The organism is Phreatobacter sp., from assembly GCF_016793595.1.
In the GTDB taxonomy this organism is placed as follows: Bacteria; Pseudomonadota; Alphaproteobacteria; order Rhizobiales; family Phreatobacteraceae; genus Phreatobacter.
In genome coordinates this window covers 202,072-221,734 of record NZ_JAEULY010000029.1, presented here as the reverse complement: position 1 = coordinate 221,734, position 19,663 = coordinate 202,072, and the positions used below count along the sequence as shown (strand labels likewise).

The 19,663-nt window shown below is 67.0% G+C and carries 21 protein-coding genes; 10 read left to right on the top strand and 11 right to left on the bottom strand.

From position 1 onward, the window contains the following. Window positions 1–103: 103 nt before the first annotated feature. Entirely contained in the window at window positions 104–1,141 is a 1,038-nt protein-coding gene (locus JNK84_RS23300) for a S1C family serine protease (RefSeq protein WP_293428612.1), read from the top strand. Window positions 1,142–1,272: 131 nt separating this feature from the next. Further along, complete coding sequence (locus JNK84_RS23295) at window positions 1,273–1,551, top strand: hypothetical protein (RefSeq protein WP_293428611.1); 279 nt, start codon at window positions 1,273–1,275, stop codon at window positions 1,549–1,551. A 36-nt stretch (window positions 1,552–1,587) separates the two neighbouring features. On the opposite strand, the gene murJ is transcribed toward JNK84_RS23295, so the two are convergent. From murJ to JNK84_RS23280, 3 genes are all read right to left on the bottom strand, one after another. Further along, a complete protein-coding gene (gene murJ, locus JNK84_RS23290) occupies window positions 1,588–3,126 on the bottom strand; it encodes a murein biosynthesis integral membrane protein MurJ (RefSeq protein ID WP_293428610.1) in 1,539 nt (512 codons plus the stop codon). Window positions 3,127–3,266: 140 nt separating this feature from the next. Further along, window positions 3,267–3,740 (bottom strand): PaaI family thioesterase, encoded by a 474-nt coding sequence (locus JNK84_RS23285; protein WP_293428609.1) that lies wholly within the window; start codon window positions 3,738–3,740, stop codon window positions 3,267–3,269. A gap of 75 nt (window positions 3,741–3,815) precedes the next feature. Then, window positions 3,816–4,538, bottom strand: coding sequence for a transaldolase (locus tag JNK84_RS23280; protein ID WP_293428608.1), 723 nt, complete (start codon window positions 4,536–4,538; stop codon window positions 3,816–3,818). Between JNK84_RS23280 and JNK84_RS23275 the strand changes: the two genes are divergently transcribed. The 3 genes from JNK84_RS23275 to JNK84_RS23265 all read left to right on the top strand — a co-directional run bounded on the left by JNK84_RS23275 (window position 4,528) and on the right by JNK84_RS23265 (window position 7,398). Continuing rightward, window positions 4,528–5,151, top strand: coding sequence for a YccF domain-containing protein (locus JNK84_RS23275; RefSeq protein WP_293428607.1), 624 nt, complete (start codon window positions 4,528–4,530; stop codon window positions 5,149–5,151). The genes JNK84_RS23280 and JNK84_RS23275 overlap by 11 nt on opposite strands. Before the next feature lie 116 nt (window positions 5,152–5,267). Next, entirely contained in the window at window positions 5,268–6,257 is a 990-nt protein-coding gene (locus JNK84_RS23270) for a Gfo/Idh/MocA family protein (protein WP_293428606.1), read from the top strand. Between the two features lie 115 nt (window positions 6,258–6,372). Then, entirely contained in the window at window positions 6,373–7,398 is a 1,026-nt protein-coding gene (locus JNK84_RS23265; protein ID WP_293428605.1) for an aldo/keto reductase, read from the top strand. Between the two features lie 73 nt (window positions 7,399–7,471). On the opposite strand, the gene JNK84_RS23260 is transcribed toward JNK84_RS23265, so the two are convergent. Continuing rightward, complete coding sequence (locus JNK84_RS23260; protein ID WP_293428604.1) at window positions 7,472–7,789, bottom strand: helix-turn-helix domain-containing protein; 318 nt, start codon at window positions 7,787–7,789, stop codon at window positions 7,472–7,474. 117 nt (window positions 7,790–7,906) lie between these two features. Here JNK84_RS23260 and JNK84_RS23255 point away from each other — a divergent pair, with 117 nt between their 5' ends. After that, a complete protein-coding gene (locus tag JNK84_RS23255; protein WP_293428603.1) occupies window positions 7,907–9,286 on the top strand; it encodes a UDP-glucose dehydrogenase family protein in 1,380 nt (459 codons plus the stop codon). A gap of 173 nt (window positions 9,287–9,459) precedes the next feature. Beyond that, a complete protein-coding gene (gene galE / locus JNK84_RS23250; RefSeq protein ID WP_293428602.1) occupies window positions 9,460–10,452 on the top strand; it encodes a UDP-glucose 4-epimerase GalE in 993 nt (330 codons plus the stop codon). Between the two features lie 27 nt (window positions 10,453–10,479). Here the strand turns inward: galE and JNK84_RS23245 are convergent, their stop codons facing one another. Continuing rightward, complete coding sequence (locus JNK84_RS23245) at window positions 10,480–10,779, bottom strand: GlsB/YeaQ/YmgE family stress response membrane protein (RefSeq protein WP_293428601.1); 300 nt, start codon at window positions 10,777–10,779, stop codon at window positions 10,480–10,482. A 241-nt stretch (window positions 10,780–11,020) separates the two neighbouring features. Here JNK84_RS23245 and JNK84_RS23240 point away from each other — a divergent pair, with 241 nt between their 5' ends. The 3 genes from JNK84_RS23240 to JNK84_RS23230 all read left to right on the top strand — a co-directional run bounded on the left by JNK84_RS23240 (window position 11,021) and on the right by JNK84_RS23230 (window position 13,622). Further along, window positions 11,021–11,998 (top strand): Bug family tripartite tricarboxylate transporter substrate binding protein, encoded by a 978-nt coding sequence (locus tag JNK84_RS23240; RefSeq protein WP_293428600.1) that lies wholly within the window; start codon window positions 11,021–11,023, stop codon window positions 11,996–11,998. A gap of 60 nt (window positions 11,999–12,058) precedes the next feature. Beyond that, the gene (locus JNK84_RS23235; RefSeq protein WP_293428599.1) at window positions 12,059–12,904 is read left to right on the top strand and encodes a sugar phosphate isomerase/epimerase family protein; all 846 of its coding nucleotides are present in this window, start codon (window positions 12,059–12,061) and stop codon (window positions 12,902–12,904) included. A gap of 73 nt (window positions 12,905–12,977) precedes the next feature. Further along, window positions 12,978–13,622, top strand: coding sequence for a TetR/AcrR family transcriptional regulator (locus JNK84_RS23230; RefSeq protein WP_293428598.1), 645 nt, complete (start codon window positions 12,978–12,980; stop codon window positions 13,620–13,622). Window positions 13,623–13,668: 46 nt separating this feature from the next. Here the strand turns inward: JNK84_RS23230 and JNK84_RS23225 are convergent, their stop codons facing one another. The 6 genes from JNK84_RS23225 to JNK84_RS23200 form a co-directional block, all read right to left on the bottom strand. Continuing rightward, the gene (locus JNK84_RS23225) at window positions 13,669–14,535 is read right to left on the bottom strand and encodes a sugar phosphate isomerase/epimerase family protein (RefSeq protein WP_293428597.1); all 867 of its coding nucleotides are present in this window, start codon (window positions 14,533–14,535) and stop codon (window positions 13,669–13,671) included. Between the two features lie 167 nt (window positions 14,536–14,702). Continuing rightward, entirely contained in the window at window positions 14,703–15,890 is a 1,188-nt protein-coding gene (locus JNK84_RS23220) for a dihydrodipicolinate synthase family protein (RefSeq protein WP_293428596.1), read from the bottom strand. Window positions 15,891–15,915: 25 nt separating this feature from the next. Next, entirely contained in the window at window positions 15,916–16,257 is a 342-nt protein-coding gene (locus JNK84_RS23215) for a cupin domain-containing protein (protein WP_293428595.1), read from the bottom strand. Between the two features lie 10 nt (window positions 16,258–16,267). After that, window positions 16,268–17,419 carry a Gfo/Idh/MocA family protein gene (locus tag JNK84_RS23210; protein ID WP_293428594.1) on the bottom strand — a complete coding sequence of 384 codons (1,152 nt, stop codon included), beginning with the start codon at window positions 17,417–17,419 and terminating at the stop codon, window positions 16,268–16,270. Next, a complete protein-coding gene (locus tag JNK84_RS23205) occupies window positions 17,416–18,822 on the bottom strand; it encodes a hypothetical protein (protein ID WP_293428593.1) in 1,407 nt (468 codons plus the stop codon). Before JNK84_RS23205 ends, JNK84_RS23210 begins: the two co-directional genes overlap by 4 nt. Then, window positions 18,822–19,649: an ABC transporter ATP-binding protein gene (locus JNK84_RS23200; RefSeq protein ID WP_293428592.1), complete on the bottom strand. Its 828-nt coding sequence runs from the start codon at window positions 19,647–19,649 to the stop codon at window positions 18,822–18,824. Before JNK84_RS23200 ends, JNK84_RS23205 begins: the two co-directional genes overlap by 1 nt. Between the last annotated feature and the right edge of the window lie 14 nt (window positions 19,650–19,663).

Here is a 19,663-nt window from a genome sequence, read left to right as displayed (position 1 = left end):
GGCGGCGCTGGCAGCGAAGGCTGCGGGCTCCGCGAACGGTCCGACCCCTCGCATTGCGATGGTGAAATCACCATCTCCGGCGAAACACCCCCGGAGCTCCCCCATGCTGGACCTCAGCCCCCGTTTCGTCAGTGACGACGCGGCGACCGCCACGTCGGCCACCCCGTCCACCGCCCCTGTCCTGCCCGTCGATGACAGGCCGCTGCTCGACGCCTATTCCAACGCCGTGACCGGCATCGTCGACGAGGTCGGCCCGGCCGTCGTGCGCCTGACCGTCTCCGGCGCCGATGCCCGTCGCGCCGGCACCGGCTCCGGCGTCATCATCTCGCCGGACGGCCTTCTGCTGACCAACAGCCACGTGGCGGGCGGCCGGAAGGGCGAGAAGACCAGCATCCGCGTCGCCACCCAGGACGGCCGCGATCTGTCCGCGCGCCTCGTCGGCGACGACCCCGACACCGATCTCGCCCTCGTGCGGGTCGACGATCCCGCTTTGCTGCCGGCGGCCCGGCTCGGCGATTCCAAGGCGCTCCGGCGCGGCCAGCTCGTCGTCGCCATAGGCAATCCGCTTGGCTTCGAATCGACGGTCACGGCAGGCGTCATCTCGGCGCTCGGCCGGTCGTTGCGATCGCAGACCGGCAGGCTGATCGACGACGTCATCCAGACCGACGCCGCGCTCAATCCCGGCAATTCCGGCGGGCCCCTGGTCGCCTCCACCGGCGAGGTCGTCGGCGTCAACACCGCCGTCATCATGGGCGCGCAGGGCATCTGCTTCGCGGTCGCCTCGAACACCGCCTCGGTGGTGCTGTCCGAACTGATCCGGCACGGCCGCGTCAGGCGCGCCTATCTCGGCATCGGCGCGCATCAGGTGGCCGTGCCGCGCCGTGCCGCGCTCGCCCTTGGCCTCGCCGGCGATTCAGCCGCCATGATCGCCTCGGTCGAGACCGGCAGCCCCGCCGACAAGGCCGGCCTGCGCGAGGGCGACATACTCCTCTACATCGACGGCCAGCCGGTGACCGGGGCCGACGACGTGGTGCGGCTGATGGTCGGCGCGCGGATCGGCCTGCCTGTCGAGGTCAGCTACATCCGGCGCGGTAAGCTGGAAAAGGCCGGCGTCACGCCGATCGAGCGCGAGCGGCGCTGACGCGTCCGAACGCCGCCACGAAGCAGGCAAGGGTCCTCTCCGGCATCGGCGGGCAACATTGCCCCCCGACACCTGTGCCCGCCGCCAAAGGCCAATCGGCCAGCGGCGGACCATGAGCATGGAGAGACCTCTTGAAATCGAGATCTGTTCTCACGATCCCGGCGGCGGCCCTGATGTTCGGCCTCGCATCCCCTGCCGCATGGGCGGCACCGGCGGCCTCGGCTGACCCGCAGGGCGACGTCACGCAGCGCCTCGCCCAAAGCCCGCTGCCGCGCTGCCTGCTCTACTCGTCCACCCGCATCACCGCGCAGGGCATGATGCGCTGCTCCTACCAGTGCGGGGACCGGATCATCATCCGTGGCGGCCAGGATATCTGTCCGCAAAGCGTCGCGCGGCCCGCCGCGCAGTAAGAACGGTTATGGGCGGGGGCGCGCGGCGCTTCCGCCCTATCCGGCGACGCCGCGCCGCAGCCGCTTCAGATCGGCAATGAAATCCTTGCCGAACAGGATCACCAGAGCCGCGCCATAGGCGAGGCCGCCCGCGCCCATCAGCGCCACGAGCATCAGCTTGGCATCGAGGCGCGGAGCTGCCGTGCGTATCCCCAACCCGACGAGCACCAGCGTCGCGCAGAGAATGCCGAACGACAGGAACAGCCGCGGCAGCACGCGCTTCGCCCGGTCGTCGAGGCCGATCAGCCCCTGCCGGCGCGCGAACCAGGCGAGCATCATGACGTTCACCCAGACGCCGGCGCTGGTGCCGAGCGCCAGCGCGACATGGCCGAGCGGGCGCATCAGCGCCACTTTCAGCGCCACGTTGATCACCACCGACACGCCCACCGCGATGACCGGCGTGCGCGTGTCGCCGCGCGAATGGAAGCTGATGGTGAACGGGCGCACCAGCACCAGCGCCGTCAGGCCAAGCCCGTAGGCGGCCAGCGCCGCGGCGGATTTCAGCGCATCCTCCTCGGTGAAAGCGCCACGCATGAACAGCGCCTTCATGATCACGTCCGGCACCAGCACGAAGGCAGCGACCGCCGGCAGCGAGAAGACCAGCGTCAGTTCGATGGCGCGAAGCTGGGCATGGCGCGCGCCAGCCTCGTCGCCGGCGGCGATCCTCCGGCTCATTTCCGACAGCAGCACCGTTCCGACAGCCACCGCGATGACGCCGATCGGCAGCTGGTTCAGCCGGTCGGCATAGTAGAGCCACGACACCGCGCCGACCACGAGATAGCTGGCGATGATCGTGTCGGCGAGCACAGCGATCTGGCTGCCGGCCGACCCGACCGTCGCCGGCACGAAATTGCGCCAGAACAGCTTCACGTCGGACGTGACGCGCGGGCGGCGCAGTTCCACCATGACATTGGCCTTGAGCGCGTCGCCGGTGACCACCAGGAACTGCAGCAGGCCGGCCACGACCACGCCCCAGGCGGCCGCATGGCCCGGCGACTCGAACCGCCCGGCCAGCAGCAGCGCCGCGATGATGCTGACGCTGAGCAGGATCTGCGCGGCGGCATAGGCGGCGAACCGGCCGACCGCGTTGAGCACGCCGCCGACCAGCACGGTCAACGAGATGAAAGCGAGATAGGGAAAGGTGATGCGCGTCAGTTCCACCGCCGCCGGGAAGCGGACGGGATCGTCGGAGAAGCCCGGCGCCAGAAGCATCACCACCGCCGGCATGAACACCATCGCCGCCGCCAGCAGCACGAGCTGCGCGAACAGCAGCAGGGCGAAGACGTGATCGGCGAAGACCAGCGCGACGTTCTGCCCGCGCTCGGCGGTGGCGCGCGCGAAGGCCGGCACGAAGGCGGCATTGAAGGCGCCCTCGCCGAAAATGGCGCGGAACTGATTGGGAATGCGGAAGGCGACGAAGAAGGCGTCGGCGAGCGCCCCTGCCCCCAGCACCGCCGCGAACATCAGGTCGCGGACGAAGCCGAAGAGACGGCTCACCAGCGTCAGGGCCGAGACCGAGAAGATGTTCCTGATCACGGTCGGCCGGATCCTTCGGGCGTCGATGGTGGCAGGCTAGGCCCGCAGCGGAAGTAACGCGGCGGGTAACCGGCGTTTCTGACGAAACGAAGGCTTACGAGGTCGCGCGATTCGGCGCGAGCGATTCGGCGGGCGGAGAGTCAGGCGATCCGCGCGGCGGGACCGCCCGGCGGACGCACGATATCGGCATCCGGCGAAAACACCCGGAACACCGCTGAGACGATCACCACGAGATTGTCTTCCGCGAAGACCTCGCCGTCGATGAAGGCCATCGACTTGGTGAGGCGCCGGATCTTCACCCGGCCGAGAATCCAGTCGCCGACCTTGCCGTTCGACATGAACTTCGTGTCGAGCGCGATGGTGGCGCAGCGCCGCCCCGTGGTGCGGATGATCTCGTAGCCGAGCACCGTGTCCATGAAGGTGGTGAAACAGCCGCCATGCAGCACACCGTTCGGGTTGCCGTGGCGCTCATCCGCGCGGAAGCCGTATTCGACGGTCCCGTCGCCGTTCTCGCGCCAGTAATAGGGCCCGGTCAGGCCGATGAAGCCCTCCCGATCCTCGAACGGCCGGAAACCCGCGGGCGGCGCGCCCGCCGTCACATTCAACTGATCCATGATGCGGCGAATGTCGCATCTCCTTGCGACATTTCTCAAGCCCCGCCGTTCGGCAGGCTGATGCGCGGCAGCCGCTCAGACCTGAAGCGTCAGGCCCGCCGCCTGCGCGTCCGCGACGAAGCCCTTCACCGTGTCGAGCGAGATATCCTCCGGCGCCCGGCCGAGGCCTTCCAGCTTCTTCAGGATATCGGCCGGCGCGGTGATGATGTGGCAGCCGATCCGGTCCGCCTCGATGACATTCCACACCTCGCGGGTCGAGGCCCAGATCACCTCGATCGTGTCGGTGCCCCGGGCAAGGCCGACGGCGTATTTCATCACCGGCATATAGTCGTGGCCGGCATCGCCGAGGCGCCCCGCGAAGACCGAGACGATGGAAGGGGCGCCGCCCCGTAGGGCATCGACGGAGGCCTTGATCTGCGCCTCGGTGTAGAGCGCCGTGAAATTGATCTTCACGCCCTCGCGGGAGAGCTTGTGGATGAGGTCGTAGAGCGGCTCGCCCTTGGAGTTCGTCACCGGCAGCTTGACGTAGACGTTCTTGCCCCAGGTCGCGATGACGCGCGCCTGCGCCTCCATTTCCTTCAGCTCATCAGAGAACACCTCGAAGGAGATGTGATGGTCTGGCACGGCGGCGACGAGGTCCTTCGCATAGGCCGCATAGTCGGAGACGCCGGCCTTCTTCAGCAGCGAGGGATTGGTCGTAAAGCCCTGAATCCACGGCTTCTTCGCCATCTCGACGATGGAGGCCTTCTCGGCGCCGTCGGTATACAGCTTGACCTTGAGGTCTGCGATGGCCGGCATGTTTTCGCTCCCGGATGTCGTTGCCGAGGTGTTTAAGGCGGCGGGGGGCGGGTGTCCAACTGCTTTGGCTGCTACCCGCGATGCGCTATCTGTGGTCACGCCCGGCGCAAATCGCGGAAAAGTTGCGACGACAGGAATATCGACCATGGATGGCATTCGCTTCTTGGGAAATGTGCTGTGGTTCGTGCTCGGCGGCGTTGTCGCGGGGCTCGGCTGGTATCTTGCCGGCATGGTCGCCGCAGTCACCATCATCGGATTGCCTTGGGCGCGAGCATGCTTCCGAATCGGCACCTACACGTTCTTTCCGTTCGGCCGCGAGATCGTCTGGAAGAGTGAGTTGTCCGACGAGCCTCAGGGCGCGATGGGCGTGCTGCGCCTGATCGGGAATGTCATCTGGTTCATCCCTATCGGCCTTTCGCTGATGATCATCCACGTCGTGGCTGCAATGGCCTGCTTCATCACGATAATCGGCATTCCATTCGGATGGGCACATCTGAAGCTTGCGGCAGCTTCGGTATTCCCGCTCGGCCAGCGCATTGTTCCCATTGAAGTCGCACGGCTGGCCCGCGAACGGAACGCGAGTGCGCAGCTAGCTACCCATCGCGGTCGTTGACACCCGGCGTCACTCAACGTGATCGGCCCGGATTTGCGCTCCGCCCCCGCGAAATCGTATAGGTCGCGCCTCCGGCAGGCGCTTCGACGCCGCTGCTTCGACACCAAGGCACGTCCATGACCACCTCTGAGCCCGCGGCGAAACTCCTGCGCGTCGGCGTCGTCGGCCTCGGCGTGATGGGCAAGAACCATGCGCGCGTGCTGGCCGAACTGCCGGGTGTCGTGCTCGCGGGCGTCGCCGATCCCGATGCGGCGCAGGTCGAGTTCGTCACCTCCCGCCTCGCCTGCCCCGGCTTCGCCTCGCTGGACGAGCTGATGGATGCCGGCATCGACGCGCTCACCATCGCCGCGCCCACCCAGCTCCATACGCCCATCGCGCTGGCGGCCATCGCCCGTGGCATCCACGTGCTGGTCGAGAAACCCATCGCCCAGTCGGTCGAGGAAGGCCGCCGCATCATCGACGCCGCCGCCAAGGCCGGCGTCACGCTGATGATCGGCCATGTCGAGCGCTTCAATCCGGCGGTCCAGTCGATCCGGCAGGCGATTGCCGGCGACGACATCCTGTCGATCCAGATCACCCGCGTCGGCCCGTTCCCGCCGCGCATGTCCGATATCGGCGTGGTCATCGACCTCGCGGTCCACGACATCGATCTGATCCGCTGGTTTACCGGCTCGGAAATCGCCGAGATCCAGCCGCAGACCAATTCGGTCCATGCCGAGCGCGAGGACATCGCGCTCCTGCAGTTCCGCACCCAGTCGGGCGTTCTCGCACATATCAACACGAACTGGCTGACGCCGTTCAAGGCGCGCACCGTCCATGTCGCGACGCGCAACAAATACATCACCGGCGACCTGATCACCCGGCAGGTGACCGAGTGCTTCGACTACAAGCCGGACGGCTCCTATTCGATGCGCCATCTCTCGGTCGCCTATGCCGAGCCGCTGCGCGCCGAGCTCGTCGCCTTCGTCGACGCCGTCCGCACCGGCACCGCCCCGGTTACCGGCGGCGCCGACGGCCTTGCCAGCCTCGACATCGCCATGCGCTGCCTCGGCGACCGCCAGGCGCCGGCAGCCCAGCCGAAACTCGCCGCGGGTGGGCGAAACTGACCACAAGGCCAGTTGGCGACCAGTCGCGCATAACTCCCGCGCCGGCGGTGCGCTTGTGCCGGCATCCCTCCCGTCGAACACTCGCGCCTTGGTTCGACGGAGACGGGACGCAACGATGGAATACCGCACGCTCGGAGGCTCGGGCCTCAAGATTCCGGCCCTGACGCTCGGCACGGCCACGTTCGGCGGCGGCAGCGACTTCCTGAAGAAATGGGGCACGACCGACGTCGCCGAAGCGACCGCGCTCGTCGATGTCGCACTCGATCTCGGCTGCAACATGTTCGACACGGCCGATGGCTATTCCACCGGCCTGTCCGAGGAAATCCTCGGTGAGGCCGTCAGGGACCGCCGCGACAAGGTGCTGATCGCCACCAAGACCGGCATGCCGATGGGCCCCGGCCCCAACGATATCGGCACCTCGCGCGCGAAGATCATTGCTTCCTGCGAGGCCAGCCTGAAGCGCCTCGGCACCGACTATGTCGACCTCTACCAGCTGCACGCCTTCGACGGACTGACCCCCATCGAGGAGATGCTCCAGGCCCTCGACGCCCTCATTCGCGCCGGCAAGATCCGCTATTTCGGCGTCTCCAACTATTCCGGCTGGCACCTGATGAAGATGCTGGCGCTCGCCGAACGTCACGGCTGGCCGAAGCCCGTGACCCATCAGGCCTATTACACGCTGGCCGCCCGCGACTTCGAATGGGAGCTGATGCCGCTCGGCCTCGACCAGAATGTCGGGACGCTGGTCTGGTCGCCGCTGTCGGGCGCGAAACTGACCGGCAAGATCGGCCGCAACAAGCGCCCGCCGGACGACAGCCGGGTGGCGACCGATGCCAGCTGGCCGGTGCCGGAGGAGCAGCTCTACAAGGTCACCGACGCGCTTGAACTGGTCTCGGCCGAGGTCGGCCGTTCGATCCCGCAGGTCGCGCTCGCCTGGCTGCTGACGCGTCCGACTATCTCGTCCATCGTCATCGGCGCCCGCAACGAGGCGCAGCTCCGCGACAATCTCGCGGCCGCCGAGCTGAAGCTGACGGCTGCCCAGATCGCGACGCTCGACAAGGCTAGCGCGGCGCCGCCGCCCTACCCCTACTGGCACCAGCGCCGCACCATGATGACCCGCACCCCGCCGCCAGTGATGTGATTTCCGGTCATTTGACGCTCATGACGGACGGGCCGAGCTTAGACAAAGCCCGGCCGATACGTTGGCCTCCAGATCAAACCGAGAAATGGAGGTCCAGCTTAACGCGATCGAGTGATGCGCCAAGAACATTGGCGATATCCTCCTTGGCCTTCTGCAGTATCTCCTCCACGCCATCCATAGGCCCGTCTTCCTCGTCGATCTCCTCATTGAGAAACTCAACTTTGACGCCGAGGGCTTTGGCGATCTTGGCCAACATTGCAGGGCGCGGGGCGGACCGTCCGCTTTCCCAGGTCGAGACCGCAGACGTGGTAACATCAACGATTCCTGCCAGATCAGTCATGCTCATGCCCCGCGCTTCGCGGGTTTCCTTGATGCGAGATGCCAGCGACATGTTCAACTCCTTTGTTTTGAACAGTTGTTGTTTTTCACAAAAATCAACGACTATCAATTCAAATTTGAAACCCAGGTTGTCGTGCTGATGTCATCGTCCGGTGCTTTGCCATGACGCATGGAACGCGCGCGCAGGGCTCCGGTCCGAATCGTCATTGTCGGCGCCGGCTATGTCGGCCTCGTCAGCGGGGCCTGCCTCGCCGCTATGGGCCATGACGTCGCGGTGATCGACCGCGACGCCGCGCGGATCGCCGGCCTGCAAGCCAGCATCATGCCCATCTACGAACCGGGCCTCGATGCTCTGGTCGCCGAACAGGTCGCGGCCAGCCGCCTCGCCTTCTCGACCGATCTTGCAGCCGCCGTCCCTGGATCCGCCGCCGTCTTCATCTGCGTCGGCACCCCGCCCCGCCCCTCCGACGGGCATGCCGACATGGCGAATGTCATGGCGGCGGCGGCCGACATTGCCGGCGGGCTCGACCGCCATGCCATCGTCGTCCTGAAATCGACCGTCCCGGTCGGCACCGGCGACGAGGTCGAGGCGCTGATCCGCGCCCGCCGCCCCGATGCCGACGTCGCGGTGGTCTCCAACCCGGAATTCCTGCGCGAGGGCGACGCCATCGGCGACTTCATGCGTCCCGACCGCATCGTCGTCGGCACGGACGACGCCCGTGCACACGCCGTCATGGCAGCCATCTACGCACCGCTGACGGAGACAGGCGCGACGCTGCTCGCGACCAGCCGCCGGGCTTCCGAACTGATCAAATATGCTGCCAACTCGTTCCTCGCGCTGAAGATCACCTACATCAACGAGATTGCCAGCCTCTGCGAGGAGATCGGCGCCGATGTCGAGCATGTCGCCTGCGGCATCGGCCTCGATACCCGGATCGGCGGCAAATTCCTGAAGGCCGGACCCGGTTTCGGCGGCTCCTGCTTCCCGAAGGACATGCTGGCGCTGATGAAGACCGCGCAGGATCACGGCATGCCCATGCGCACGGTCGAGACAGCCGTCGCTGTCAACGACGCGCGCAAGGGCGAGATGGTCCGCAAGATCATCCGTGCGGCCGGCGGCTCTGTCGCCGGCAGAACCATCGCGGTCCTCGGCCTCGCCTTCAAGGCGGGCACCGACGACATGCGCTCGGCGCCCTCGCTGGTGATCCTCCCGCAACTTCAGCGTCACGGCGCACGGATCGTCGCCCACGACCCCGCCGCCATGGCCAATGCCGCGCCGCTTCTGCCCGGCGTCATCATGGCGGCGAGCGCTGAAGGCGCGCTGGCAGGCGCCGATCTCGCCGTGATCCTCACCGAATGGCCCGACTTTGCCACGCTCGACCTGGAGCGCGTGGCAACGCTTCTGCGCCGCCCCGTTCTGGTGGATCTGCGGAATCTCATGGATCCTCTCGCCGCCATCCGGGCCGGGCTCGCCTATCACCGCATCGGCCGGCAGGCTGCGCTCGTCGACACCGCGTCGCATTCCGCTATGCGGCAGGCAGCGGAATAGGCAAAAGCTCCACATCGTCAGAGCACTGGCGCATCCGATTGCAACTGCCCCTGCCACGCAGCGCGATCGGAGCGAGCCGCTTGGCACTTTCTTGACGTCTTTTCCCTAATCTTCAGCGACGCCTGTTCCGACGCCTTGTCCGCATTGCCGGAACAGAATTGCAGGGAGCTTTCATGACCGTTCTCGTGACCGGCGGCGCCGGCTATATCGGCAGCCACATGGTGCTCGAACTGCTCGACGCCGGCGAAAGCGTCGTGGTCCTCGACAACCTGTCCACCGGCTTTCGCTGGGCGGTCGATCCGCGCGCGACACTGATCGTCGGCGACATGGGCGACCAGCCGCTGGTCGAGACCGTCATGCGCATGCACCGCATCGATGCGGTCATCCATTTCGCCGCCAAGATCGTCGTGCCGGAATCGGTGTCGGACCCGCTCGGTTACTATCTTTCCAACACCGTGAAGACCCGCGCGGTCATGGCCGCCGCTGTTGCGACCGGCGTGAAGCACTTCATCTTCTCGTCCACGGCCGCCGTCTATGGCACGCCCGAGGTCATGCCGGTCAGCGAGGAGGCACCGACACGGCCCGAGAGCCCCTATGGCACGTCGAAGCTGATCACCGAATGGATGCTGCGCGACGCGGCGGCCGCGCACGAGCTCTCCTACGTCGTGCTGCGCTATTTCAATGTCGCCGGCGCCGATCCCAAGGGCCGCACCGGACAATCGACGCCCAATGCCACGCACCTCATCAAGGTCGCGGTCCAGACCGCGCTCGGCCTGCGGGCGAAGATGGACGTGTTCGGCACCGACTATCCGACGCCGGACGGGACGTGCGTGCGCGACTACATCCACGTCACAGATCTGGTGCGCGCGCACCTCGCCGCCCTCGCACACCTGCGCGCGGGCGGGGGGAGCATGGTCGCCAATTGCGGCTATGGTCGCGGCTATTCCGTACAGGAGGTCATCGACACGGTGCGCAGCGTCACGAAGGTCGATTTCCGCGCCGACTACGCTCCGCGCCGGCCGGGTGACGCCGCCGCAGTCGTCGCCGATCCGACCCGCGCCAAGACGACCTTCGGCTGGCAGCCGGCGCATGACGACCTCGAGGAGATCGTCGAGGCAGCCTATGCCTGGGAGCGCCGCCTCGCCAACGGGTCGCCCGCGGTCTGAGCGGGCGCGATCCGGCTCGCGGTTGGATCAGGAACCGGCCGTCGGCGTGCCGGAATAGCGCCGCCAGAGCCAGAGCAGGCCCAGAACCAGAAGCGAACCGGCAAAGGCGGCGACGACATCGCGCAGCGATACCGAAATCCGGTCGAGGCCCGGCGCGAGCCCGAAGGCGCGGAACAGCAGGCCACCCAGCAGCGCCCCGCCCAGCCCGACAACCAGATTGCGCAAGAGGCCGAATCCTTGCCGATCCCGGGTGATCACCAGGCCAGCGAGGCCGCCACCCAGCAGTCCCACGATGATCCAGACGATGGCTTGGTCGATGGAGGGCATGCCCGTCTCCATTCTCTGGCTGCCGGCCCGCGCCGCGCGCAGGCCGGGCAAGCTTATTCCGGCAACCGGAAAACCGGCAACCATCGGTCGTCCGGCTGCGGCTAACCACCTCACCGGTTACTTACTTGATTGACGCTGCCGGAGCGCTTGCCTATCGTTCCGCGCAATGCGGATGCGCAGCCCTGATGGGCCGTACCGCGACCGAACAAGGCGCGCAGCGTCGATCATCCGGGAGGCATTCTTGATCAGCAAAAGGCTGGCGCTCGGCGCCGTTTTCTCCGTGCTCGCGGCCGCCACGGCCGGTGCGCAGACATTCCCGCAGCGTCCGATCACCATGGTCGTGCCCTTCGCGGCGGGCGGCCCCACCGACATCGTCGCGCGCCTCGTGGCCGAGCGCATGTCGACGACTCTCGGCCAGCAGGTCGTGGTCGAGAATGTCGCCGGTGCCGCCGGCACGACGGGCGCGGCGCGCGTCGCGCGCGCTGAGGCCGATGGCCACACCATCCTGATGGGGCCGATGAGCACGATGAGCTTCTCGCCGGCTCTCTATCCGAACGTCGCCTTCAACGTGCTGACCGATTTCGAGCCGATCGGCATCGCCGCTTCCGCGCCGATCATGCTGGTCGCCTCGAAGAACCTGCCGGGCAAGACGCTCGCCGAATTCTCGGCGCACCTGAAGGCCAATGCGGCCTCGATCAATAACGGCAATGCCGGCGTCGGCTCCACCTCGCATCTCGCCTGCACGCTGCTCAACAACCGCATCGGCGCGAACCCGACCCTCGTGCCCTATCGCGGCACCGGCCCGGCCCTGCAGGATCTCGTCGCCGGCAATGTCGGCTACATGTGCGATCAGGTGACGAGCCTGATGGGTCAGGTGCAGGCCGGCGCGGTGACCCCGCTCGCCGTGCTCGCGCCGACGCGCTCGCCGGTCCTGCCCAACGTGCCGACCGCGACGGAAGCCGGCATGCAGGGCGTCGACATGGTCGTCTGGAACGCTGTCTTTGCGCCAAAGGGCACGCCGGCCCCGGTCATCGCGGCCCTCAATGCGGCGCTGCGCAAGGCGATCGACGATCCGATGGCGCGCGAGCGTTTCCTCCAGCTCGGCGCCGAGGCTCCCGCCGAGGCCCAGCGTTCGCCGGAGGCGCTGCGCGCCATTCACGCCGCCGACGTGCAGAAGTGGGGCGATGTGATCCGCGGCGCCAATATCCGCGTGCAGTGATAACGGGGTGCCGGGTGGCGCTGCCGTCCCGGCGCGCCTTCTTCGGGAAAGTCCAAGAGCATGCGTCTTTCCCTCTGCAACGAAGTGCTCCAGCCCTGGGACATCGCCCGGCAATGCGCCTTCGCGAAGGCTGTTGGTTATGACGGGCTGGAGATCGCACCCTTCACGCTGTCCGACGAACCTCACCGCCTGAGCCCGGGCGAGATCGCTGCCCTCCGCCGGACCGTCGAGGACAGCGGCCTCGCGGTGACCGGCCTTCACTGGTTGCTGATGGCCCCGAAGGGGCTCTCCATCACCTCGCCCGACGACGCGGTCCGCAGCCGGACCCGCGATGCCATCCTCGGCCTCATGGACCTCGCGGCGGGCCTCGGCGCGCGCGTCCTCGTCCACGGCTCGCCCGCCCAGCGCCGGCCGGCGGAGGGACAGGCCTATGACGACGCCTGGACAAAGGCCCGCGACATCTTCGCCTCCATCGCGCCGGAGGCGGCCGCGCGCGGCCTCACCTACTGCCTCGAACCGCTCGCCCGGCCCGACAACGTCTTCGTCACGACCGTCGCGGAAGCCGCCCGGATGGTCGAGGAGATCGGCGCGCCCGCTTTCCGGACCATGATCGATGCCTCGGCTGCGGGCGTCGAGGAGCCCGAATCCGTCGCCGACGCGATCCGCCGATGGGTCCCGACCGGCCTGATCGGCCATGTGCAGCTGAACGACCGCAACCGTCGAGGCCCCGGCGAAGGCACTGACCTTTTCGCCCCCGTTATCCGCGCGTTGCGCGAGACCGGCTATGCCGGCGACATCGCCATCGAACCCTTCATCTACCAGCCCGACGGCCAGGCCTGCGCGGCGCGTGCCGCCGGATATGTGCGCGGCCTCATGGAGGCGCTGTCGGCCAGCGCGCCGTCATGACGCCCGTCCTGCCCCGTGCCACTCTGGGCGCGCGCGAATCGTGGAAGGGGTTACCATGCCTGAGGGCGAAGGCATGACCGAACCTGCACCGGAGAAAGTCGTCCGGAAGCGCGACAGCGCCGGCACGCGCGCGCGCATCCTCAACGTCGCCACCCGCGAATTCGCCAACAAGGGCTACGAGGGAGCGAAGACCGACGATATCGCGGATCGCGCGCGCATCAACAAGCGCATGATCTACCACTACTTTTCCTCGAAGGAGCAGCTCTATCTGGCGGTCCTCGAAGCCGCCTACGACCGCGCCCGCTCGGCTGAAACCAAGCTCGACCTCGACCGGCTCGCGCCGCTCGATGCCCTCACGCGGTTCGTCGAGTTCACCTTCGACAGTTTCGTGCGCGACCGCACCTTCATCAACCTGCTGGCCACCGAGAACCGCCAGCGCGCCAAGGTGCTGAAGAAGTCCGCCAAGGTGAATACGATGAACTCGCCGGTCATCGACGCCATCGGCCGCATCATCGCGCGCGGCAATGCCGACGGCACGATCCGCGAAGGGCTCGACGCGCGGCACGTGTGGATCACCATTACCGGTGCCTGCTACTTCTTCTTCTCGAACATCTATACGCTGTCGGTGATCTTCGACGCCGACATGGAAGCGCCCGCCTCCATCGCGGAACGGCGGGCGCATGTCGTGGAGTTCGTGGTCAGGGGCGTCAGGGCGTAGGGGCGCCCCCAAACCCTCTCCCATGGGGAGAGGGTTCACGAGGCCGTCACACCACGCTTTTGTGGCGCTCGATGCAGGTCTTGAGCACCTCGTCCATCGGACGCGTCCACCAGTCGAGCTCCGAGAAAATCTCCACTTCCGAGAAGCCGGCGAAGCCCTCGGCCTCCACCGCTTGCCGGATCTTCTTCAGTTCGATCACGCCATCGCCCATCATGCCCCGGTCGGTGAGCATGTCGCGCGTCGGCACCAGCCAGTCGCAGACGTGATAGGCCAGCAGCCGCTCCCGCCCTGCCCTCCTGATGTCGCGGTAGAGGTTCGGGTCCCACCAGATGTGATAGACGTCCGCCGCGACGCCCAGCACGCCGGACTTGGCCGGATCGAGCCGGTCGCAGATGTCGAGCGCCTGTTCCAGCGTGTTCACACAGGCCCGGTCGGCGGCATACATCGGATGCAGCGGCTCGATCGCGAGCGGCATGTTCGCGGTCTTGGCGTATTCGAGCAGTTCCGCGATGCCGTCCTCGACCTGTTGCCGCGCGCCGGCGAGATCGTGCGACACCGCCGAGCCCGGCCGCGACGTGTGCGGCAGTCCGCCCACGACGAGCACGAGACAGACGGCGCCCAGCGCCTTGGCCTCGTCCACGGCGCGACGGTTGTCGTCGCGAGCCTCCTGGGCGTGGGCGGCGTCGGCGGGGAACATGCCGCCCCGGCAATAGCCGGAAAGCTGGAAGCCGTGTGTCTTCACCGCCTTGACGGCTGCGTCGAGCCCGACCGTCGCGACCTGGTCGCGCCAGGGCGAGATAGCGCGGATGCCATGGCGCGCGCAGGCCTCGATGATCTCGAGAAGGTTCCCCTGCTTCCGCACCGTCGCGGTATTGATCGAGAGGAGGGAATGGTCGGACGAGAAATCGCGCATGGGAACCATCGGCAGAAGGGCAGATCCCAAGCCGTCATGCCCGCCCTTGTGGCGGGCATCCACGACTTGAACTCGCTGTATGAAGGAAGGCGTGGATGGCCGGGACAAGCCCGGCCATGACGTTGCGGCCGGAGCCTTTCCACGACAAGGCAATCCATCGCCGATCGTCACACCCCGATGCCGCGGCTGGCCATCACCGTCGCCATGCGCGACGCCGCCTGCTCGGGATCGCGCAGGATGCCGGCCTTGTCGGCAAGGCGGAACAACTCGGCGAGGTGCTGGGTCGAGCGCGTGCTCTCCTGGCCGCCGACCATGGTGAAATGGTCCTGGTGGCCGTTGAGATAGGCGACGAAGACGACGCCCGTCTTGTAGAAGCGCGTCGGCGCCTTGAAGATGTGCCGCGACAGCGGAACCGTCGGCGCGAAGATGTCGTGGAACGTCTTCAGATCGTTGTCGGCGAGTGCCGAGAGCGCGCCCGCCGCAGCCGGCGCGATGGCGTCGAAAATGCCGAGCAGCGCGTGCGAATAGCCCTGCTCGTCGCCCGCGATCAGCTCAGCATAGTTGAAGTCGTCGCCGGTGTACATTTTCACCGCCTTGTTCAGGCGGCGGCGCATGGCGATCTCCTTGTCCTTGTCGAGGAGCGAGATCTTCACGCCGTCCACCTTGGCGGCATTGCGGTTGATGGCATCGACCGCCGTGTCCATGGCGGCGTCGACATTGGCCGAGCCCCAGTAGCCGGCGAGCGCGGGGTCGAACATGTCGCCGAGCCAGTGGATGATCACCGGCTGAGCCGACTGCGACAGGATGCGGTCGTAGACGCGGCCGTAATCGTCGGGGCTCCTGGCCACCTTCGCCAGCGCGCGCGAGGCCATCAGGATGATGCGCCCGCCGACCGCCTCGATGGCCTCGAACTGCATCTCGTAGGCGCGGATGACGTCATCGACGGATTTCGCCTCGGCCGGGTCGAGATGATCCGTGCCGGCGCCGGAGAACACCACCGCGCCGGGCGTGGCCTTGGCCTGTTTCACCGAGCGCTTGATCAGGTCCAGCGCACCGGCCCAGTCGAGGCCCATGCCGCGCTGCGCCGTGTCCATCGCCTCCGCGACGCCGAGGCCGAGGCCCCAGAGGTAGTCGCGATAGGCCATGGTCCGGTCCCAGTCGATCGCGTTCGACAGCCAGGGATCATTGTCGACGAAAGGGTCTGCGACCATGTGCGCCGCCGCCAGCGCCACGCGGTTCAGCGGCCGCGTGATCTTGTCCGGGAAATTCTTCGGCACGGAGAGCTGGTAGCGCTCCAGCGAACGGTCGGCGGTCGGCAGGAGAACAGTCGCCGAGGTGCGGGGTTTGTCGAGCATGGCCTTGGCTCCTTGGCTGTTGGGGTCAGTCGAACCACTCATCGGCGGCATCGAAGGCCGGAATGGGGACGATCAGGCACTGGAGATTGCCGACCGCGCGGTGGCGGCAGCCGGGCTTGATGAAAATCGACGAGCGCGGCCTGACGGGAATGCGCTCCCCGTCAAGTTCCATGAACCCTTCGCCTTCGAGGATGACGTAAATCTCGGTCATCCTCTTGTGGTAGTGGGTCTGCGCCTCGGCGCTGATCGTCGTCATGTGGACGGTGGCGAGCCCCTCCCCGAACTCGGCGAAGGCCCGGCGCGCGGTGCCGCAGGGGCACGGAACGCCGGGAATCTCGTCGAGCTGGGCGATCTGGTAATTCGCCACGCCGGCCTCCTCAGACGGTCAGATTGGGAACGTCGACCCAGCGGCGCTCCTTCCAGCTCTGCAGCGCGCATTCGACGAGCTGCACGCCCTTGGCGCCCTCGATCAGCCCGTACTTGTAGGGAGCGTCCTCCACGACGTGGCGGATGAACATCTCCCACTGCACCTTGAAGCCGTTATCGTAGGTCGCGTTGTCCGGCATCTTCTGCCAGGTGTCGCGGAAGTTGATGGTCTGCTTCTGGTCGGGGTTCCAGACCGGGCGCGGCGTGGCGTTGCGCGGCTGGATCACGCAGTCATGCAGGCCGGCGACCGCAGAACCGAGCGTGCCGTCGACGTTGAAGGTCACGAGGTCGTCGCGATAGACGCGCGTCACCCAGCTCATGTTCATGTGGGCGATGACGCCGCCGTCGAGTTCGAACGTGGCATAGGCGGCATCGTCGGCCGTCGCCTTGTAGGGCTTGCCGTTCTCGTCCCAACGCTCGGGGATATGCGTCGCGCCGAGGCAGGAGACCGACTTCACCTCGCCGAACAGGTTGTCCAGCACGTAGCGCCAGTGGCAGACCATATCGAGGATCATGCCGCCGCCGTCCTCGTTGCGGTAGTTCCACGACGGACGCTGCGCCTCCTGCCAGTCGCCCTCGAACACCCAGTAACCGAACTCGCCGCGCACCGAGAGCATGCGGCCGAAGAAACCGCTGTCGCGCAGCGACTTCAGCTTCATCAGGCCCGGCAGGAACAGCTTGTCCTGCACGGTGCCGTTCTTCACGCCCTTGTCCTTGGCGAGCTTCACGATCTTCAGCGCCTCGGGCAGATTCGTGGCGATCGGCTTCTCGCAATAGATGTGCTTGCCGGCATGGATCGCCTTTTCGAGCAGGGTCGGGCGCATCTGCGTCGTCGCCGCGTCGAAGAAGATCTGGTTGTTCGGATCGGCGATGGCGGCATCAAGGTCGGTGCCCCAGCGCTCGACGCCATTGGCCTTGGCCAGCGCCGCCACCTTGTCGGCATTGCGGCCGATCAGGATCGGGTCGAGCTGAACGCGCGTGCCGTCGGACAGCTTCACGCCGCCCTGCGCGCGGATGGCCGCGACCGAGCGCACGAGATGCTGGTTCGTGCCCATGCGGCCGGTCACGCCGTTCATCACAAGGCCGAGTCTCTTGGTGGTCATGCGGGCAGTCCTTCGGAAACGGAGAGCGAAAGAGGTTCGAGCGAGGCCCAGTCGGGTTCGGCGCCAGAGGCGAAGCCGGAGCCATAGAGCGAAGTCGTATCAAGATCGCCGGAGGCGACGTTCAGGCGAACAGCACCGCCTGCACCCGCGTAGAGGGCGGGGTGGGCATCGTGGAACCGCTGCGCCTCCCCGGCCGGCGCGAGGCCGAAGCCATCGACGTAATGGTGACCGTTGCGCTCGACATGGGTGAGGCCGAGGGCCGCGACCAGCGCCGTATCCTGCTGCACGGCAAGGCCCGGCTGGCAGGTCAGATCCTCCGCCGAGATGATGAAGTCGGGGCCGCCGGTCTTCTCGGCATTCCACAGCGCCACGCGCGCCGCATTCAGCAGCGACTTGTAGAGGCCCTTGCAGCACTTGGACGAGACACCACGATAGCCGAGCGCCTTGGCGCGCGGGAAGGCGTCGTAGCCGTCATCGGCCTCGTCGATGATGACGCCCTTGGCGGCGATGCGCGGGTCAAGCTCGCGGACGAAAGTGACGCGCCGGTCGAGCGGCTGCTCGATGAACATGAGCCGCGAGAACAGGTTGGCAAGTGTCGGGTCGCCCTCGGCGAGGGCATAGAGCCTCACGAGATCCTCGGGCGCATATTGCTCGTTGGCGTCCAGCGTCGCGCGATAATCGATACCGCGCGCGTCGAGCACGGCCGCAATCGCCTTCAGCCGGATGATATCCGCCGCCGGATCGCCGCCGACCTTGATCTTGAAATAGCGCAGCGCTGCGGCATCGAGTTCGCTCGCGAGGCTGTCCTCGCCCTCAATCCGGTCGTTGAGCCCGACCGTGTGGCGGATGGCGATAGAGGAAGCAGGTTTCAAGAGGCCAAGGCGGCTGTTGATCGCCGCCTGCGTCAGGTCGGGCGTCAGCCTGTTGTCGAGCCCGACCGCATTGCCGTTCAGCACCGACACGAAGCTCGCGCCAAGCGCCTTGGACAGGCCGTCCAGCACCGCCTTGTCGATCTCGGCGACGCCAAAATTCGCCGACAGCGGCGTGATGTCCTTGGCACGCGCGAAGGCGAGCTGGCGGCCGTTCAGCTCGGCATGCAGCCCGAAGGCCGTATCGGTCCGGCCGAGAGCATTCGCCTCCGCCACCGCATGGCTCAGGCTGCGTTTCAGGTCGCGCACGGTATCGTCGGCCGAACGCTCGGCGCGCTTGTCGAACCATTTCGGCGGCATCAGTTCGGCCGCCATGCCGGTCGCCCGGCCATGGCCCTCGACCTCCACGACCACCCGCACGAACGCCTGGAAAGCGCCCTCCACCGTCACCGCGCCGAAACGGAACGGCCGCACGAACGGCGTCCAGCGCTCGAAGGCTTCCACATCGTGCAGGCGGATGAGGGGCGCGGACATCAGTCGATGCCTCCCTCGGCGTAGAAATGTGAGCGTACCTGCTTGGCGAGAGCCGAGAATTCCGGCGTGCCCATCATTTCCAGGCTGCGCGGGCGCGGCAGCGGTACCTCGTAGATCGCCTCGATCGTGCCTGGCCGGTCGCTCATGACGACGACGCGGTCGGCGAGGAACACCGATTCCGGGATGGAATGGGTGATCAGGACGATGGTTTTCTTCGTCTCGAAATGGATGCGCTGGAGTTCAAGGTTCATGCGCTCGCGGGTCAGCGCATCGAGCGCGCCGAAAGGCTCGTCCATCAGCACGATCTTCGGGTCGTGGACCAGCGCCCGGCAGATGGCGGCGCGCTGCTGCATGCCGCCCGAAAGCTGCCAGGGATATTTGTTCTCGAAGCCTTCGAGCCGCGCCGTCTTGATCAGCGCCTTCGCGCGTTCCAGATGCGAGGCATAGTCGAGTTTCCGCACCTCGACCGGCATCATGATGTTGGCGAGCACTGAGCGCCATGCCAGCAGAACCGGGCTCTGGAACACGATACCGACATCGTCGGGCGGCTCGACGACCTCCTTGCCGCCGACCTCGATGGAGCCGGAGGTGGGTTCGATCAGGCCCGCGATCAGCTTGAGTAGCGTGGACTTGCCGCAGCCCGAGGGACCGACCACCGCGACGAATTCGCCATCGGCGATGTCGAGGTCGATGGGGCGCAGCGTCGGCACGTCGCCGTCGCGCGTGCGATAGGTCTTGGTCAGCGCCTTGATGCCGATGGCCGGCTCGCCCGCACGCGCGGCGGGCACCTCGGGCGTCTCGATCAGGCGGAGATTGGGTCTGGTCATGGTGTCCGCTTCGT

Bases quoted from the DNA above. Each gene is read 5' to 3' on its own strand.
- JNK84_RS23300 (WP_293428612.1), top strand. From the start codon at position 104: ATGCTGGACCTCAGCCCCCGTTTCGTCAGTGACGACGCGGCGACCGCC.
- JNK84_RS23285 (WP_293428609.1), bottom strand. From the start codon at position 3,740: ATGGATCAGTTGAATGTGACGGCGGGCGCGCCGCCCGCGGGTTTCCGG.
- JNK84_RS23275 (WP_293428607.1), top strand. From the start codon at position 4,528: ATGGCCGGCATGTTTTCGCTCCCGGATGTCGTTGCCGAGGTGTTTAAG.
- JNK84_RS23280 (WP_293428608.1), bottom strand. From the start codon at position 4,538: ATGCCGGCCATCGCAGACCTCAAGGTCAAGCTGTATACCGACGGCGCC.
- JNK84_RS23270 (WP_293428606.1), top strand. From the start codon at position 5,268: ATGACCACCTCTGAGCCCGCGGCGAAACTCCTGCGCGTCGGCGTCGTC.
- JNK84_RS23265 (WP_293428605.1), top strand. From the start codon at position 6,373: ATGGAATACCGCACGCTCGGAGGCTCGGGCCTCAAGATTCCGGCCCTG.
- JNK84_RS23260 (WP_293428604.1), bottom strand. From the start codon at position 7,789: ATGTCGCTGGCATCTCGCATCAAGGAAACCCGCGAAGCGCGGGGCATG.
- JNK84_RS23255 (WP_293428603.1), top strand. From the start codon at position 7,907: ATGGAACGCGCGCGCAGGGCTCCGGTCCGAATCGTCATTGTCGGCGCC.
- galE (WP_293428602.1), top strand. From the start codon at position 9,460: ATGACCGTTCTCGTGACCGGCGGCGCCGGCTATATCGGCAGCCACATG.
- JNK84_RS23245 (WP_293428601.1), bottom strand. From the start codon at position 10,779: ATGCCCTCCATCGACCAAGCCATCGTCTGGATCATCGTGGGACTGCTG.
- JNK84_RS23235 (WP_293428599.1), top strand. From the start codon at position 12,059: ATGCGTCTTTCCCTCTGCAACGAAGTGCTCCAGCCCTGGGACATCGCC.
- JNK84_RS23230 (WP_293428598.1), top strand. From the start codon at position 12,978: ATGACCGAACCTGCACCGGAGAAAGTCGTCCGGAAGCGCGACAGCGCC.
- JNK84_RS23225 (WP_293428597.1), bottom strand. From the start codon at position 14,535: ATGCGCGATTTCTCGTCCGACCATTCCCTCCTCTCGATCAATACCGCG.
- JNK84_RS23220 (WP_293428596.1), bottom strand. From the start codon at position 15,890: ATGCTCGACAAACCCCGCACCTCGGCGACTGTTCTCCTGCCGACCGCC.
- JNK84_RS23210 (WP_293428594.1), bottom strand. From the start codon at position 17,419: ATGACCACCAAGAGACTCGGCCTTGTGATGAACGGCGTGACCGGCCGC.
- JNK84_RS23205 (WP_293428593.1), bottom strand. From the start codon at position 18,822: ATGTCCGCGCCCCTCATCCGCCTGCACGATGTGGAAGCCTTCGAGCGC.
- JNK84_RS23200 (WP_293428592.1), bottom strand. From the start codon at position 19,649: ATGACCAGACCCAATCTCCGCCTGATCGAGACGCCCGAGGTGCCCGCC.